At 66.3% G+C, this 14794-nt stretch carries 13 protein-coding genes; 3 read left to right on the top strand and 10 right to left on the bottom strand.

Going from position 1 to position 14794, the window contains the following annotated elements; translation table 11 throughout:
- Positions 1-281 precede the first annotated feature (281 nt).
- From tuf to rpsL, 4 genes are all read right to left on the bottom strand, one after another.
- Positions 282-1484, bottom strand: a complete 1203-nt coding sequence (gene tuf, locus VM054_08925) for an elongation factor Tu (GenBank protein HUT99185.1) — start codon at positions 1482-1484, stop codon at positions 282-284.
- A gap of 267 nt (positions 1485-1751) precedes the next feature.
- Positions 1752-3797: an elongation factor G gene (gene fusA / locus VM054_08920; protein ID HUT99184.1), complete on the bottom strand. Its 2046-nt coding sequence runs from the start codon at positions 3795-3797 to the stop codon at positions 1752-1754.
- A 569-nt stretch (positions 3798-4366) separates the two neighbouring features.
- Positions 4367-4837 carry a 30S ribosomal protein S7 gene (rpsG, locus tag VM054_08915; GenBank protein ID HUT99183.1) on the bottom strand — a complete coding sequence of 157 codons (471 nt, stop codon included), beginning with the start codon at positions 4835-4837 and terminating at the stop codon, positions 4367-4369.
- 3 nt (positions 4838-4840) lie between these two features.
- Positions 4841-5212 carry a 30S ribosomal protein S12 gene (rpsL, locus tag VM054_08910; GenBank protein HUT99182.1) on the bottom strand — a complete coding sequence of 124 codons (372 nt, stop codon included), beginning with the start codon at positions 5210-5212 and terminating at the stop codon, positions 4841-4843.
- Between the two features lie 238 nt (positions 5213-5450).
- Between rpsL and VM054_08905 the strand changes: the two genes are divergently transcribed.
- The 3 genes from VM054_08905 (at position 5451) to VM054_08895 (ending at position 8833) form a co-directional block, all read left to right on the top strand.
- Entirely contained in the window at positions 5451-7499 is a 2049-nt protein-coding gene (locus VM054_08905) for a tetratricopeptide repeat protein (GenBank protein ID HUT99181.1), read from the top strand.
- Positions 7500-7502: 3 nt separating this feature from the next.
- On the top strand, positions 7503-8180 hold the full coding sequence (locus tag VM054_08900) for a hypothetical protein (GenBank protein ID HUT99180.1): 678 nt from the start codon (positions 7503-7505) through the stop codon (positions 8178-8180).
- Positions 8181-8290: 110 nt separating this feature from the next.
- The gene (locus VM054_08895) at positions 8291-8833 is read left to right on the top strand and encodes a hypothetical protein (GenBank protein HUT99179.1); all 543 of its coding nucleotides are present in this window, start codon (positions 8291-8293) and stop codon (positions 8831-8833) included.
- Positions 8834-9035: 202 nt separating this feature from the next.
- On the opposite strand, the gene VM054_08890 is transcribed toward VM054_08895, so the two are convergent.
- From VM054_08890 to VM054_08865, 6 genes are all read right to left on the bottom strand, one after another.
- Entirely contained in the window at positions 9036-9533 is a 498-nt protein-coding gene (locus VM054_08890; GenBank protein HUT99178.1) for a ferritin family protein, read from the bottom strand.
- A gap of 97 nt (positions 9534-9630) precedes the next feature.
- Positions 9631-9930 (bottom strand): hypothetical protein, encoded by a 300-nt coding sequence (locus tag VM054_08885; protein HUT99177.1) that lies wholly within the window; start codon positions 9928-9930, stop codon positions 9631-9633.
- Between the two features lie 429 nt (positions 9931-10359).
- Positions 10360-12825 (bottom strand): ATP-dependent Clp protease ATP-binding subunit, encoded by a 2466-nt coding sequence (locus VM054_08880; GenBank protein HUT99176.1) that lies wholly within the window; start codon positions 12823-12825, stop codon positions 10360-10362.
- Positions 12826-13076: 251 nt separating this feature from the next.
- A complete protein-coding gene (locus VM054_08875) occupies positions 13077-14087 on the bottom strand; it encodes a hypothetical protein (GenBank protein HUT99175.1) in 1011 nt (336 codons plus the stop codon).
- Positions 14087-14416 (bottom strand): hypothetical protein, encoded by a 330-nt coding sequence (locus VM054_08870; protein HUT99174.1) that lies wholly within the window; start codon positions 14414-14416, stop codon positions 14087-14089. Before VM054_08870 ends, VM054_08875 begins: the two co-directional genes overlap by 1 nt.
- Positions 14413-14794, bottom strand: a 382-nt coding sequence (locus VM054_08865) for an ATP-binding cassette domain-containing protein (GenBank protein HUT99173.1), incomplete at its 5' end; no start/stop codon positions are given. The genes VM054_08865 and VM054_08870, both read right to left, overlap by 4 nt.

Here is a 14794-nt window from a genome sequence, read left to right as displayed (position 1 = left end):
TGTCCGGGCCTCTATGAAGAGCCTTGCGAGTCCGAAACCGCGCCCATCCGACTTTACGGTATCCGGCCCTTCGAACGGGACCTTGCGAGTCCGAAACCGCGCCTATCCGACTTTACGGTATCCGGCCCTTCGAACGGGACCTTGCGAGTCCGAAACCGCGCCTATCTTACCTTGCGGTATCCGACCCTTCGAACGGGACCTTGCGAATCCGAAACCGTCCCTCTCCGGGTCTCCCAAGAGTACGGCAACTCCGAAACAACCCCCCGACCAGCTAGCCGACCTTACTTGAGGATGTCGGTGACGACGCCGGCGCCGACGGTGCGGCCGCCCTCGCGGATGGCGAAGCGCAGCTCCTTCTCCATGGCGATGGGGGTGATGAGCTCCACGGTCATCCTCACGGTGTCGCCGGGCATGACCATCTCGGCGTCCTGGAGCTCGGCGATGTTGCCGGTGACGTCGGTGGTGCGGAAGAAGAACTGCGGCCGGTATCCGGGGAAGAAGGGGGTATGTCGGCCGCCTTCTTCCTTGGTCAGGATGTAGACCTGGGAGGTGAACCGTGTGTGCGGGGTGATGGAGCCGGGAGCGGCCAGCACCATCCCGCGCTGGATGTCCTTGCGCTCGGTGCCGCGCAAGAGGCAGCCCACGTTGTCGCCGGCCTGGCCCTGATCCAGGAGCTTACGGAACATCTCCACCCCGGTGACGGTGGTGGAATCAATTTTGTCATGCATCCCCACGATGTCCACCTTGTCGCCGACCTTTACGATGCCGCGTTCTATACGGCCGGTGCCGACGGTCCCGCGCCCGGTGATGGTGAAGACGTCCTCGATGGGCATCAGGAAGGGCTTGTCGGTGGCGCGCTCGGGCTGGGGGATGTAGTTGTCCAGGGCGTCGAGGAGCTCGAAGACGCACTTGATGTCGGGATCGTCCTTGTCGCCGGTGCCCTTCTCCAGGGCCTTGAGGGCGGACCCCTTGATGAAGGGAATCTCGTCGCCGGGGAACTCATACTGGGTCAACAGGTCCCGGCACTCCATCTCGACCAGCTCCAGGAGCTCGGGGTCGTCGAGCATGTCGGTCTTGTTGAGGAAGACGATGATGTAAGGCACGCCGACCTGGCGGGCCAGAAGGATGTGCTCGCGGGTCTGCGGCATGGGGCCGTCGGCGGCGGAGACGACGAGTATGGCCCCGTCCATCTGAGCGGCGCCGGTGACCATGTTCTTGACGTAGTCGGCGTGACCCGGGCAGTCCACGTGCGCGTAGTGCCGCTTCTCGGACTGGTACTCCACGTGGGCGGTGTTGATGGTGATGCCGCGCTCGCGCTCCTCCGGGGCCTTGTCTATCTCGTCGAAGCTGACGTATGTGGCCAGGTTGTAGTGCGACAGGTTCAGCGTTATGGCCGCCGTGAGGGTCGTCTTGCCATGATCCACGTGACCGATGGTGCCCACGTTGACGTGGGGCTTGGTGCGCTCGAATTTCTCCTTAGCCATCTTGGCCTCCTATCAAACGGCTGGAGAGCCAGTGTGACGTAAAGTCAAGTTTCAAAAAGAACATGGAACCCTGTACGGTTAAAGTCGCTGAGCCGCGCCTCGGGCATGAAGGGCCCTGTGCGCGGGGGCGGTGCAATATAACACATCTCGGCTAGGATTACCAGCCCGTCGGGGCGATTTTTTCCTCCCCCGCCCCGGGGCGGGACCGGCGGCATTTTAACGGACGATTAAAAGACAACGCAAGGCTTTCAATTTCAACGGATTCGGTCACCACCACCGGGCGGATGAATCCTCGGGCACCGGCGCGTAGCGCTCGAACTGCATGTGGTAATCGGCTCGACCCTGGGTCAGCGAGCGCACCGCCGTCGAGTAACCGAACATGGCCGAGAGCGGGACCCGGGCGTCCACCACCTGGTAGCCGGGCAGGACCCGGGTCTCGGTTATCTGCCCCCGGCGGGTGGAGAGGTCCTTGAGCACGTTGCCCAGGAACTCCTCGGGGCAGGTGACCTCGAGGCTCATCACCGGCTCCAGGACGATGGGGCCGGCCTCGGCGCAGGCCAGGTGAAAGGCGCGGAATGCGGCCGCCCGGAACACATCGGCGGAGGAGAGCTCCTCGTCGTAACCCGCGTCCACCAGGCGGCTCCGCACGTCCACCATGGGGTACCCGGCCACGACGCCCACCTGCATCCCCTGCCGGCAGCCCTCCGCTATCGCCTCGTGGTAAGACTTCGGCAGCCCTTCCACCCAGCCGGAGAAGGAGAACCCCTCCCCGGAGCCCGCGGGCTCGACTGCGACGCGGACTTTTGCGAACTGCGCTTTGCCGGCGAGCTGGCGGTCCAGGATGAACTCGTCCTCGCCGGGACCGGAAACGGACTCCCGGAAGGCTATCTGGGGCTCACCCACCCGGCAGCGGACGGTGAACTCCCGCTGGAGCCGGTCCACGATAATCTCCAGGTGAAGCTCCCCCATGCCGGAGATGATGCGCTGGCCGGTCTCCGGGTCCTCGGTCACGGTGAATGTCGGGTCGTCCTCGGCCAGACTCTCCAGGGCGTCGGCAAGCTTCTTCTCGTCGGCGGTGGAGCCGGGCTCGATGGCCACCCGCATGACCGGCTCGGGGAACTCGATGGTCCCCAGGGCGATGGGGTGGTCGCGGTCGCAGAGGGTGTCGCCGGTGCGGCAGCCCTTGAGGCCGACGGCGGCGCCTATCTCCCCGGGGCCCAGCACCGCGATGTCGGTCTTCCGGTTGGCGTGCATCTCCAGGAGGCGGCCCACGCGAACCCCGCGCCCGGTGTGGCTGTTCAGGAGCGAATCCTTGACCTTCAGCGTCCCCGAGTAGGTGCGGAAGAAGGTCAGCTTGCCGAAGAAGGTGTCGGAGGCCGTCTTGAATACGTAGGCCGTCATGGGCGCCCTGGGGTCCGGCTTCCGCTCCTCCTCCAACTCCGTCTTGGGATTGATGCCCTTCACGGCGCCCCGGTCGAGTGGGCTGGGGAGGTAATCCACCACGGCGTCGAGGACGGGCTGGACGCCCTTGTTCTTCAGGGCGCTCACGGCGAGTACGGGCTGGATCTCCCCGGCCAGTGTCCCGCGGCGCAGACCGGCGCGGATATCATCGGGAGTGACCTCCCCGCCGTCGAGGTACTTCTGCATGAGAGCGTCGTCGTGCTCGGCGGCGATCTCCACCAGACGCTCGCGGTAGGGGGCGGCCATCTCGGCCAGGGGCCCGTCCAGCGGCTCCCGTGTGACCGTCAGCCCCAGGTCGTCGCCGAATGTGACGAGCTCCATCGTCACCAGGTCCACGACGCCCGTGAAGTTGTCCTCGGCGCCCACGGGGATGTTGACGGGGATCGGGTTCGCGCCGAGCTTTTTGACCATGCTCTCGAGGGCGCGGTCGAAGTCGGCGCCCACGCGGTCCATTTTATTGATGACGGCCAGACGCGGGATGCCGTAGTGCGTCGCCTGGCGCCAGACCGTTTCGGACTGGGGCTGCACCCCGGCCACGGCGCAGAAGACGCCGACGGCCCCGTCCAGAACTCTCAAAGAACGCTCCACTTCGACGGTGAAGTCTACGTGGCCCGGCGTATCTATTATGTTGATGCGGTGCCCTCGCCAGGAGCAGGTGGTTGCGGCGGAGGTAATGGTTATCCCCCGCTCCTTCTCCTGCTCCATCCAGTCCATCTCCGCGGTGCCCTCGTGAACCTCGCCGATCTTATGGGTCTTGCCGGAGTAGTAGAGGACGCGCTCGGTTAGTGTCGTCTTTCCGGCGTCTATGTGGGCCGTGATGCCGACGTTGCGGATGAGGGCTATAGGGTCCACGGCTCGCGCGAATGGTATAACCCGCCCCCGGCACCCCACGGGCGTCCGCCCCGGGAAGGTCCCCGAAGGTCAGAGTCGTCGTTTTGTCGTAAAAGACCGCGTCGCGGTCCGCTCGGTGGCCGTTTTTTTAACGACCTTGGGGCTTTTTCGCCCCCCAGGACCCCTTCTCGGTCGCGGGGGGAACCTGACGGTTCATCCGCGGCCCTAACGGGGTTTTTCGGCCAGTCTTTTTACGGGAGCTTCAACGTGCAAGCGGGAACCCATTACCATTAGTGGCCCACCGCCTTCACCCTTTAACCGGCCCCCTTGACGGCCCTTAGAGCATTTAGCAGCTCACGGGGCTATCGTCTTGGGATGGTCATCCGGCTTTGCCGAAATACCGGCCCCCTTGATCGGCCCTTCGAGCTTTTTTGCGGCTCTAGGGGCTATCGTCGCGGGGATGGTTGTCCGGCTTTGCCTTACCCGGCCCCCTTGACTGGCCCTCCTGGTCCGAGGAGGGGTCGGTGCGTATCCCGTCGCTGGGAGGGGACGGCACCGATTCCCCTGGTGATTCCCCCGAGGGGGAAGAATTAGAAACGGAAGTGGGCGAAGGCCTTGTTGGCGTCGGCCATGCGATGAGTGTCCTCGCGTTTTTTGACGGAGGCGCCCACCCCGTTGTGCGCGTCAATGAGTTCCAGGGCGAGTTTTTCGACCATGGAGTGTTCGTGTCGTTTTCGGGCGAAGGAGATAATCCAGCGGATGCCCAGGGCGATCTTTCGTTCGGGTACGACCTCGATGGGGACCTGGTAGGTGGCGCCGCCGACCCGGCGGCTCTTGACCTCGAGGTTTGGCTTGACGTTTCGCAGGGCGTCCTGGAAGACCTTTATGCCCTCGGTGCCCGTTTTCTTTTCGATCATCGCCAGGGCGGAGTAGAAGATGCTCTCGGCGACGGACTTTTTGCCCTGGTGCATGAGGCAGTCAATGAAGCGTGTTACGAGGGGCGATCCGTAGACGGGATCGGGCGCGAGTTCGCGGCGCTGGACTTTTGCTCTGCGGGACATGGGTTATTTCTCCCTCTTGGTGCCGTACTTCGAGCGCTGCTGTTGCCGTCCTGAGACGCCGATGGCGTCGAGCGTCCCGCGGATGATGTGGTAGCGGACGCCTGGCAGGTCCTTTACGCGGCCGCCGCGCACCAGCACGATGGAGTGCTCCTGGAGGTTGTGCCCCTCGCCGGGTATGTAGCTGGTGACCTCGATGCCGTTGGTGAGCCGGACGCGGGCGACCTTGCGGAGGGCCGAGTTCGGCTTTTTCGGGGTCACGGTCCACACGCGGGTGCAGACGCCCTTTCGCTGTGGGCAGGCGTCCAGGGCCGGTGCCTTGGTCTTCTTCTTCTTGGCATGGCGGCCCTTGCGCACGAGCTGGTTGACGGTCGGCATGGGGTTATGAATCCCTTCGTCCTGGTGAAACCAAAAACCCGCACCCGCGGCACCGTGAAGGGTGGGGGCAAGAATCCGTAAAGCTAGACGCCGCGGCCCTTTTGCCGCGCGGTTGGTGTGCGGCGTCGGCGGCGGCGGATAAGGATATGATAGGCGCGGCGGGAATGTCAAGGGCGAAGGGGGGCGTCGGCGTAGCTCCCCCCTTGCCCCGGAAACCGGCGGGGGTTAAACTAGCGGCATGCAAGCTGCGCCCATCACGTCGTGGATAAAAAAGAGGCGCTGGCCGCTCATCGTTTTCGCGGTGGCCCTCCTCCCGCGCCTGGTGTTCGTCCTCACCACGTCGGATCAACCGCTCTACCGGGCCAACGTGGCCGACGCCTACGAGTACGAGGTGCTGGCGGACAGGATACTGGCGGGGGACTTGGGCGCGGGCCGGGAGGTCTTCTTCCACTCCTCGGCGGGGTATCCGTACATCCTGGCGCTGGTTTGGGCGGTGTTCGGTAAATCGCTGCTGGCGGCGCGGCTCATCCAGGTGCTGGCCGGCGCGCTGAACGCGGTGGTGCTCTTATTATTGGCCCGCCGCCTGTTCGGGGGGGAGACGGAGGGGGATCGGAGGCGCGGGGAGATCGTGGGGCGCATCGCCGGGCTCGGCGCCGCCCTCTACGGCTACATCGCCTTCCTCGAGCTCGACCTGTTGATGACCGCCTACGAGCTTTTGGCGATAAACCTTGGGCTGCTGTGGCTGGTGAAATTTTTGGACGAGCGGCGGTGGAGGCACCTGGTCGGTGCGGGGCTGGCCTTCGGGTTCGCCAGCCTGGGCCGGCCCAACGTCTGGCTCGTCGCGGTCGTCCTGGCGGTGTTCATCATTTTCGTCCTGTGGCGCCGGTGGAAGTGGAAGGCGCTCCGGGCCCTGGGCGCCGGGGCTCTGGTAGTCGGCCTGTGCTTCGCGCTCATCCTGCCCGTCACGCTGCGCAACGCCGTAACGGCCGACGACCCGGTCCTTTTGACCTCCAACGCCGGGGTGAACCTCTGGATCGGCAACAACGAGAACGCGACGGGGTACTGGGGCGTGCCGGGGGACATGCGGGACCGTCTGTTCGAGGCGAGCCGGAAGCGGGCCGAGGCGGCCTCGGGGCGGGTATTGAAACCCAGCGAGGTCTCGACCTGGTGGATGGAGCGGGCGGGCGCGTTCATCGTAAAAAATCCGGTCCGGGCGCTGGGGCTTTTTGGCAAGAAGGCGCTTCTGTTCTTCAACGCCTACGAGATGCCCAACCACCTGGACTACTACTTCGTCCGGGCGCGGGGCGGCTGGGCGCTGTGGCTGATGCCGCTGGGCTTCTGGCTGGTGATGCCGCTGGGGCTCACCGGGCTGATTCTTTGGCGGCCGTGGGGGGACAAGCACCGGCTGATCGCGGTGTTCGTCATTCTTTACTTCCTGATGGTGGTGGGGCTGTTCGTTACGGGGCGATACCGGGCGCCGGTGGTGGGTCCGCTCATCCCCTTCGCTGCCTGGGCGCTCTACGACCTGTGGGGGAAGCTGCGGGGGAAGGACCGGCGCGGGTTGGGGAAGACGGTCCTGGTCCTCGTCCCCGCCGCGGTTTTGGTCAACTGGGGCGTGTGGCATACCGCCGAGGCGGCCTACAGTTGGGGCGTCCTGGCCGAGGCCTGCGACCGCCTGGAGGATTCGGAGGGCGCGGTCCGAGCGCTCGAGGAGGCCGTCCGTGAGGAACCGGACAACCCCTTCTTCTACAACAACCTCGGCCTCCACGCCCAGGCCCGGGGGGACCTGGAGGAGGCGGAGCGTTTGCTGCGCGAGGGCTACGAGTTTTCCGGGAAAAACCCGGACAACGCGGCCAACCTGGCCCAGGTGCTGGCGCAGCGGGGGAAGGAGGGCGAGGCGGTCACCGTGCTCCAGGACGCGCTGGCGATGGACCCGCGCCACACCGGCTGCCTGTCGAACCTGGCCGCCGTGTACTTCCGGCTCGGTCGGCCCGACGTCGCCCTGGCCTACGTCGAGGAGTCGCTGCGCTGGGGCGGCGGGGCGCCGCAAACCTATTCCCTGGCGGTTTACGCCTGCCTCTCCCTGGGGCGGACGGACCGGGCGGAAGGATACATGAACCAGGGGCTGGCGCTCTTCCCCGAGGACCAGGGGCTCTGGGCGACCAAGGCCCAGCTCCTCCTCTCCACGGGCGACCTCGACGGGGCGCGGGAGGCCCTCCGGCGGGCGCGTGAGCTGACGGGGGACGACCCCCGCCTCGGACCGCTGGCCGCCCAGCTCGGTCCCTGACGTATGACCGACTTTTACAAAATATCGCCCGCCCGACCGCCGCGGGAGGGTGACTGGCCGCCGTTCTGGCGTCTGGTGGAGGCGCTGGCCGGACTCGGGCCGCTCCGGCTGGCCGTTTTGGAAAAAAACCGCTTCGCCCGGGCAATGGACGTTCTGGGGAAACCCTTCGGCCTGGGGCTGACCGGCTTCGACGCCTATTCCTGGTCCGGGACGGTGTACCTTTCCGAACGCCTGTTCGGCAACCGGACGGGGTATTTTATTCTCCGGCACGAGGCGGTGCACATCGTGGATCAGCGCCGCGTGGGCCTCTTCCCGTTCATCCTGAGCTACATTCTATTACTGCCCGCGGGGCTGACCCTCCGGGCGCTTTGGGAGTGGCGGGGCTATCGGGAGACGCTGCGGGCGCACTTCGAGCGGGGGGCGGAGTCGGGGCGGCGCCGGGCGGCGGGGATTAAAAATCAGTTCACCGGCAAGCGGTACGTTTTCATGTGGCCCTTCGGGGGGATGGTGGAACGGTGGATTGAGCGGGAGCTGGAGCGTCTGGAGCGGACGGGGGGTAAGTGTTACCCGGGGATGGAGCGCCTGGCAAAAACGTTCGCCGAGGCGCCCCAGGCCGAGCGGGGGGAGACCGCCCCCGGGCAGTCCTCCATCGTGGACCGGAACCTCTCCACTCATGTATAATTCTTGTCGTACCTTGAGGAAGCGACACTAACGGCGACGGGGATGGGTTCCCGGCAGGGTGACGGCCACGCCTGAAGCGGGGCTGCACGGATATGAGGAGGGACGCAAAGATGAGGACGAACTTGGTCGCACTCGGAATCCTGCTGGTCGGCTCGACGATGACTCCGGCGTACGCCCAGGGGGAACCCGTCGTCAATACGGCCCAAACCGCCGCCGGAGACGTCAACCCTCGGTCAAGGCTGAAGCTCAACCTGGGTTTCCTGGGCTCCATGTACGAGGACTACGGTCTCAATGCGGGGATCAAGTTCACCTGGGGGGCGAACTGGTACGGCGGGCTCGAGCTGGCCTACGTCGGTTACTACCATATACCACCGGACTGGGACACCGAGTCGGTAAAGGAGTTCAATTCCCTTTTCGGTCCCGGGTTCGTCGGAGGATACGGCTTCGGGGGGATCGAGGGATTGGGCTTTCACGTCGAGCTGGCGGTCTACCTCGCCTTCGACCCGTCGGGCGAAGGTGTTAAGGCCGGTCCCGCCGGTCGCATGGGCGCCGGCATGGACTTCGCCCTGGGGGGCGGCTGGGGGTTGTCGGCGGACCTGGATTTCTACGCCATCGCCGCCGCTTTCGGCGTCGGTGTTTACCGCATCTTTTAGCAAAGGTTCGGGCCGACCTGAACGGCGCGCCGTCGGTCGGCCCCTACGAGGTACAATCAAACGGGCGACCGTGGACGGTCGCCCCTACGGATTAGATTCTCGATGCGCATACGTAGGGGCGGGTGTCCACACCCGCCCGCGGGCCGACCTAAAGGTCGGCCCCTACGAGCTACGATAAAGGCCCCCCTACCCGCACAACCACCTACGGCCCCAGGTTGATCATGTTCATCCCGAAGGGGAAATCGTCCGTACGCGTGTAGGAGTCTATCTCCGCCAGGACCTCGTACTCGCTCTTCAACAGGTAGTAGTGGCTTTTCTCCACGTTGGCCAGGTAGTTGAACATGACCTTCGCCCGGCCCGACACGCGCCCCGCCAATCCATCGTAGTGCTCGGCGGAAACCTCCTCGGCGTCCATCGCCGCCTTCCACAGCTCCGTCAGCTCCGCCTTCTCGAAGTCGAACTCCACGACCATCCGCGGCAGGAGCGACGGGTCGGGCTCCGCCGGCGTCCCGCCTATCTTTTCCTCGAAGACGGCGCGGAGCATGTCGTAGTGCTTCTGTTCCTCCCCGGCCAGGAACTTCAGCTTGTCCCGCATCATCATGTTGCCCACGCGGCCGTACAGGGTCTCGTAGATTTCCCGGGCCCGGGTCTCGCTGGCCAGCGCAATCTCCAGGGACTGTCTGAGCGTCATCTCGGCCATCTTTCCTCCTCCCGTTACAGCCCCCCGATGATACCACACCCGCCACCGCAAGAAAAAAGGGCCCCGTGAGGCCCCTTTTTTATACGGTCCAGTGGCGCTAGTCCAGATCCACGAACAGAATCCACACTTGGGCGTAGTCGGGGTCGTCTGTGATGTACACCAAGAAGTCGGCGTAGTCCGGGTCATCCACGAAGTACCAGACCTTCTCGTCGTCCTGGGCCAGGTCCGGGTCGTCGGTGATGTAGATGATATCGTCGGCCGAGTCCGCCGAGGAGACGTCGCACTCGTAGACGTCGAGGTCCGCGTATGCGGCTTCGTAGTCGTCGCAGACGTAGACGAAGGACGCGAGGGCGGGCGCCGCGACGATTAGCGCCAGGACTGCGAGCAGCTTTTTCATGCCGACCTCCGGGCAGTGAGTTAAGGAAGTATAGCCGGTTTCGGACCGAGTTTCAGGCGACAAGGGGTTTAACCGAGCGAAGCGAGCTATGCCCCCCCAGCAAAATCCCTCGTCTTTTCATGCCGCCTGTCTCCCCCGAAAGGAGCCTCGACGCCGGTCGGAGACGAGCCTGTCCGCCGCCGCAACCGAGGCGGTGGCACAGATTTTTGCGGGAGGGGGCCCGGCGGGCTTCTTCGAGGTCCATTTGCGCAAAAACTGTGCCACCGCCGGCGGGCATTGCGCGGTTTCGCCCCGACGAGACGATGTGTACAGTCGCTCCCCCACGGCGGTTTCGGCCGAACGACCCCGAGCGTACACCAACTCTGCGCCATCCTTAAAAAAAGGGAGCGTACACGCTCCCTCTCGATTCCCGGGGTTCAGGATTAAATTCTAAACCGCGCTGGGCAGCTTGGACTGGGTGAAGATCGTTGCCTCGCCGGAGTGGTCCACCTCGACCAGGTCGCCCTCCTTGATGGTCCCCTTGAGGAGCTCCTCGGCCAGGGGGTCCTCGACGAGGCGCTGGATGGCGCGATGGATTGGCCGGGCGCCGAACCTCGGCTCGTAACCGTCCGTGATGACCCGCTCCAGCATCCGGTCGGTGAACTCGATGGCTACGGCCTGCTCGGCCAACCGCAGCTTTATCTTCTTGAGCTGCAGCTTGACTATCTCCCGCAGGTCGTCCTTGGTGAGGGAGTGGAAGACCACGGTCTCGTCCAGCCGGTTGAGGAACTCCGGGTTGAAGAGCCGCTTGACCTCCTCCATGACCTTGTCGCGCATGGCGAAGTAGTCGCCGGTGAAGGCGTCGGAGCCGAAGCCGATGGCGTTGATGTCCTTGATGTCCCGGGTGCCGAGGTTGGAGGTCATGATGACCACGGTGTTGCGGAAGCTGACGGTGCGTCCGAGGGAATCGGTCAGCCGCCCCTCGTCCATCACCTGGAGGAGCAGGCTGAAGACGTCGGGGTGGGCCTTTTCGATTTCGTCGAGGAGCACCACGGAGTAGGGCTTGCGGCGGACGCGCTCGGTGAGCTGCCCGCCCTCCTCGTAGCCCACGTATCCCGGAGGCGCGCCGATGAGCCGCGAGACCGAGAATTTCTCCATGTACTCGCTCATATCCACGCGCACTACGGCGGACTCGTCGTCGAAGAGGAACCAGGCCAGCGTCTTGGCCAGCTCGGTCTTGCCCACGCCGGTGGGTCCGAGGAAGAGGAAGGTGCCGATGGGCTTGTTGGGCTCGCGGACGCCGGCGCGGCTGCGGCGGATGGCCCGCGTCACCGCGTCTATCGCCTCGTCCTGCGCCACCACCCGCCGGTGAAGCTCGTCCTTCATCCGCAAGAGCTTCATCTGCTCGTCCTCGGCCATGCGGGTAATCTTTATGCCGGTCCAGCGGCTGATGGTCTCCATGACGTCGTCCACGTCCACCAGGCCGCGGGTCTCCTCGAGGGAGTGCTCCCAGCGGCGCTTGGAGAATGAGATGGCGCGGTCAATGCGGTCCAGCTCGAGGGCGCGTTCGCGCAGCGCCTCGGAGAAGCCGTCGCCGGGCTCGGTCGGCCGCTGCAGCAGCTCCTCGCGCTCGCGCTCCAGGTCCCGGAGCTCCGCCGGCGGCACCAGGCAGCCGAGGTGGACCTTCGACGCCGCCTCGTCCACCACGTCTATGGCCTTGTCGGGCAGCTCGCGGTCGGAGATGTAGCGGTCCGACAGCCGCACCGACGCCTCGAGGGCCTCGTCGGAAATCTCCACGTTGTGGAACTCCTCGTAGCGGTCGCGGAGCCCCTTGAGTATTTCCAAGGTCTCGCGGACGGTGGGCGGGTCCACGAGGATGGTCTGGAAGCGCCGCTCGAGGGCGCCGTTCTTCTCGATGTACTTGCGGTACTCGTCCAGGGTGGTGGAGCCGATGCACTGGACCTCGCCGCGGGCCAGGGCGGGCTTGAGCATGTTGGAGGCGTCCAGGGCGCCCTCGGCCCCGCCGGCCCCCACCAGGGTGTGCAGCTCGTCAATGAACAGAATCACGTCCTTGGAGCTCTTGAGCTCGCGGATGATGCCCTGGAGGCGTTCCTCGAACTGGCCGCGGTACTTGGTCCCCGCCACCACCGCCCCCAGGTCCAGCGAGATGAGCCGCCGGTTCGAGAGCGTCAGCGGGATGTCGCCGTCGGAGATGCGCTGGGCCAGGCCCTCGACGATGGCGGTCTTGCCCACGCCGGGGGGGCCGATGAGGACGGGGTTGTTCTTCTTCCGCCGGGAGAGAATCTGGATGACCCGCTCGGTCTCCTCCGCGCGGCCGATGACCGGGTCTATCTTCCCCTGGCGCGCCAGGGCGGTCAGGTCGGTGCCGAACTCGTCCAGGAGGGACTCTTCTTCCTTGCCCTTCTCGCGGGCCGGGCGCTTGGCCCGGCGCGGGGCGGCGACCTCTTTTCGCCGGTTCTCCTCCAGAAGAGACTCCAGCTCGTTCTTGACGTCCTCGGGCTGGAAGCCCAGGTGGGCGAGCACCTTGGAGGCCACCCCCTCGGTGACGCGGATCAGGCCCAACAGGAGGTGCTCGGTGCCGATGTAGTTGTAGCCGAGCTCGCCGGCCACCAGCACCGCCTGCTCCAGGACCTGCTTGGCCCGGTCGGTGAAGGGGATTTTCTCGTCCGAGGTGGCCCGGTGGCTGCCCGAGGACTGGAAGCGCTGGAGCTCGGAGCGGATCATGGACGAGCGGAGGCCCAGCTTACTCAGGACGTAGGCGGCCACGCCGTCCGACTCCTCCACGAGGGACAACAGCAGGTGCTCGGTGCCCAGGTAGTCCTGGCCCATCTGCTTGGCCATGTCCCGGGCGAAGAGGATCACCTGACGGGCGCGCGGGGTGAACTTGTCGAGCATTTATTCTCCGGGGGCGGGGCGGATCGGTTTCCACCCTTAAGGACGGCGATTTTTCGACGGTGGCGCCGGAGGATCTGAGTTACGCATCCTTGGACCGGGCGGACCGTGGTCCGGTCAGTCGGGAGACCCACCACGGGCTCCCCCTCGAACGTCCCCGCTCCGTCATCCACGGGCGGGGCGGCCCGACAGACGAACCCGGACCGCTTCCCGGTCCCCCCGTATTATAGCACGTATATCGGCTTATCCCTAGGTCATCGCCGACCCAGCCGGGCCAGCACCTCGCTCCTGGCCTGCCGGGGGGTGGTGGAGCGCCAGCCGGCCAGCGACTCCAGGAGGTCTCCCTGCAGGCTCCAGAGCGCGGCGTTGATCCGGTTGAGGGAGGGCCGATGGAGGAGGTCCAGGCAGCGCCCCAGCCGGATCCAGGAGCACAGGGTCCCCGCCTCGAGCTCCTCGAAGTGCGTCCCGCGATTCAGGATGCCCCAGGCCCGCCCCACCCCGTCCTCGACGAGGTTCCGGCGACCCGCCAGGAGCGCCCCCCGGGCGGACTCCTCGGCCCCGGCCAGGAGCTCCCCGACCCGCCCGGCCGAGTCCAGAAGCTCCCCGGGTCCGTGCCGGAGAGCCACGAGGTTCACCAGTGTCACCATGCCCCCGCCGACCGGGCCGATGGCGGTGCCCCAGAAGCCGAGCTGGGCCGCCGCGGAGAGGAGGCGCCGGAGCTGCCGGGTGAGCATCAGAGCGGGCAGGTGGAGAACGAGCTCCACCCCCACCCCCGCCCCCGCCCGGCGCGGAGAGCTGGTCAGGTATCCGTGCTCGTCGTGGTGGGCCGCCTCGCCGACCGCCGAGAAGGCCTCGTCGAAGAGCCGCACCTGATCGAGGAGCCCACCCCGTCCGGGGCTCGTCTCGACGGCCGAAAAAACGGCGTGGTCCTGCCCGCCCAGAATCAGCCAGCGGTCCTCCCCGTCGGAGAGGAACAGCCGGGCGTTCTCGGTGAGAACGGGCGGCCAGAGGGCCCGCTCGGACCACCAACCGGTTCCGCCGTGGTCGTCGAAGACCGCCTGCCGGGCGCCGGGACCCAGGATGTCGGTCAACACCTCGAGCTGTTCCAGCAGCCGGCGGCGGTCCGTCCCCTCGGGGACGAAGGGCGCCCCTACGAGGTTGCGGATGACGGTGACGCGCGTGGCCAGCCACACCGGGTTGGCGTTCGCCGCGATCCAGCGCGGGGGGCGCAGGAGGAGCTCCAGGCTGGGCGCGAGGGAAAGCATCACTCGTGGAACCGGTAAAAGAGCCGGAGGTGGTCGTCGAAGACGTCGTAGCAGGTCGGGCAACCCAGCCGCTCGGCCTGGGCGAAGTCGGACCAGTTCGTGCCGCACACCGGGCAGACGGGCCCCTCGCCGCGCTGGGCGATGCGGATCAGGGGCGAGGGGACGCCCAGTCCGAAGAGGAAATCGGCCGAGGGCGAGGGGAGCCACATCTCCCACTCCGCCTCGGAGCGGACCAACTCCAGGCAGGGGTCACACAGGGCCATGTCCTGGCCCCAGGCCGGGATGAAGCGTACCACCGCCTCGTCTGAGCCGCAGCGATCGCAGTTCATCGCGCCTCCATCGGGACGAGCTTTCCGCCGGAAAGGGAGAGGGCGCGGTCGGCGCGCGCCGCCAGACGCGTGTCATGGGTGACGATCACGAAGCTCGTGCCGTCCGCCCCGGCGAGATCGAAGACCAGGTCCAGAACGCGCCCGGCGGTGCCCGGGTCGAGGTTGCCGGTGGGCTCGTCCATGAGCACCAGGGTCGGGCCGCCCACCAGGGCCCGGGCAATGGCCACCCGCTGCTGCTCGCCGCCGGAGAGCTTGGCCGGGGAGTGGCCCAGACGGTCGGCCAGTCCCACCCGGTCGAGAATCTCCTCGGAGCGCCGCCGGGACTCGGCCGGGCTCTCCCCCCGGGCCATGAGCGGCAGCATCACGTTCTCCAGCGCG

The sequence above is a fragment of the bacterium genome (assembly GCA_035528375.1).
Lineage (GTDB): Bacteria > RBG-13-66-14 > RBG-13-66-14 > RBG-13-66-14 > RBG-13-66-14 > RBG-13-66-14.
The sequence above is the reverse complement of the archived record's forward strand: the minus strand, read 5'-3'. Positions and strand labels throughout refer to the sequence as shown.

Bases quoted from the DNA above. Each gene is read 5' to 3' on its own strand.
- tuf (HUT99185.1), bottom strand. From the start codon at position 1,484: ATGGCTAAGGAGAAATTCGAGCGCACCAAGCCCCACGTCAACGTGGGC.
- rpsG (HUT99183.1), bottom strand. From the start codon at position 4,837: ATGTCCCGCAGAGCAAAAGTCCAGCGCCGCGAACTCGCGCCCGATCCC.
- rpsL (HUT99182.1), bottom strand. From the start codon at position 5,212: ATGCCGACCGTCAACCAGCTCGTGCGCAAGGGCCGCCATGCCAAGAAG.
- VM054_08905 (HUT99181.1), top strand. From the start codon at position 5,451: ATGCAAGCTGCGCCCATCACGTCGTGGATAAAAAAGAGGCGCTGGCCG.
- VM054_08900 (HUT99180.1), top strand. From the start codon at position 7,503: ATGACCGACTTTTACAAAATATCGCCCGCCCGACCGCCGCGGGAGGGT.
- VM054_08895 (HUT99179.1), top strand. From the start codon at position 8,291: ATGAGGACGAACTTGGTCGCACTCGGAATCCTGCTGGTCGGCTCGACG.
- VM054_08890 (HUT99178.1), bottom strand. From the start codon at position 9,533: ATGGCCGAGATGACGCTCAGACAGTCCCTGGAGATTGCGCTGGCCAGC.
- VM054_08885 (HUT99177.1), bottom strand. From the start codon at position 9,930: ATGAAAAAGCTGCTCGCAGTCCTGGCGCTAATCGTCGCGGCGCCCGCC.
- VM054_08880 (HUT99176.1), bottom strand. From the start codon at position 12,825: ATGCTCGACAAGTTCACCCCGCGCGCCCGTCAGGTGATCCTCTTCGCC.
- VM054_08875 (HUT99175.1), bottom strand. From the start codon at position 14,087: ATGCTTTCCCTCGCGCCCAGCCTGGAGCTCCTCCTGCGCCCCCCGCGC.
- VM054_08870 (HUT99174.1), bottom strand. From the start codon at position 14,416: ATGAACTGCGATCGCTGCGGCTCAGACGAGGCGGTGGTACGCTTCATC.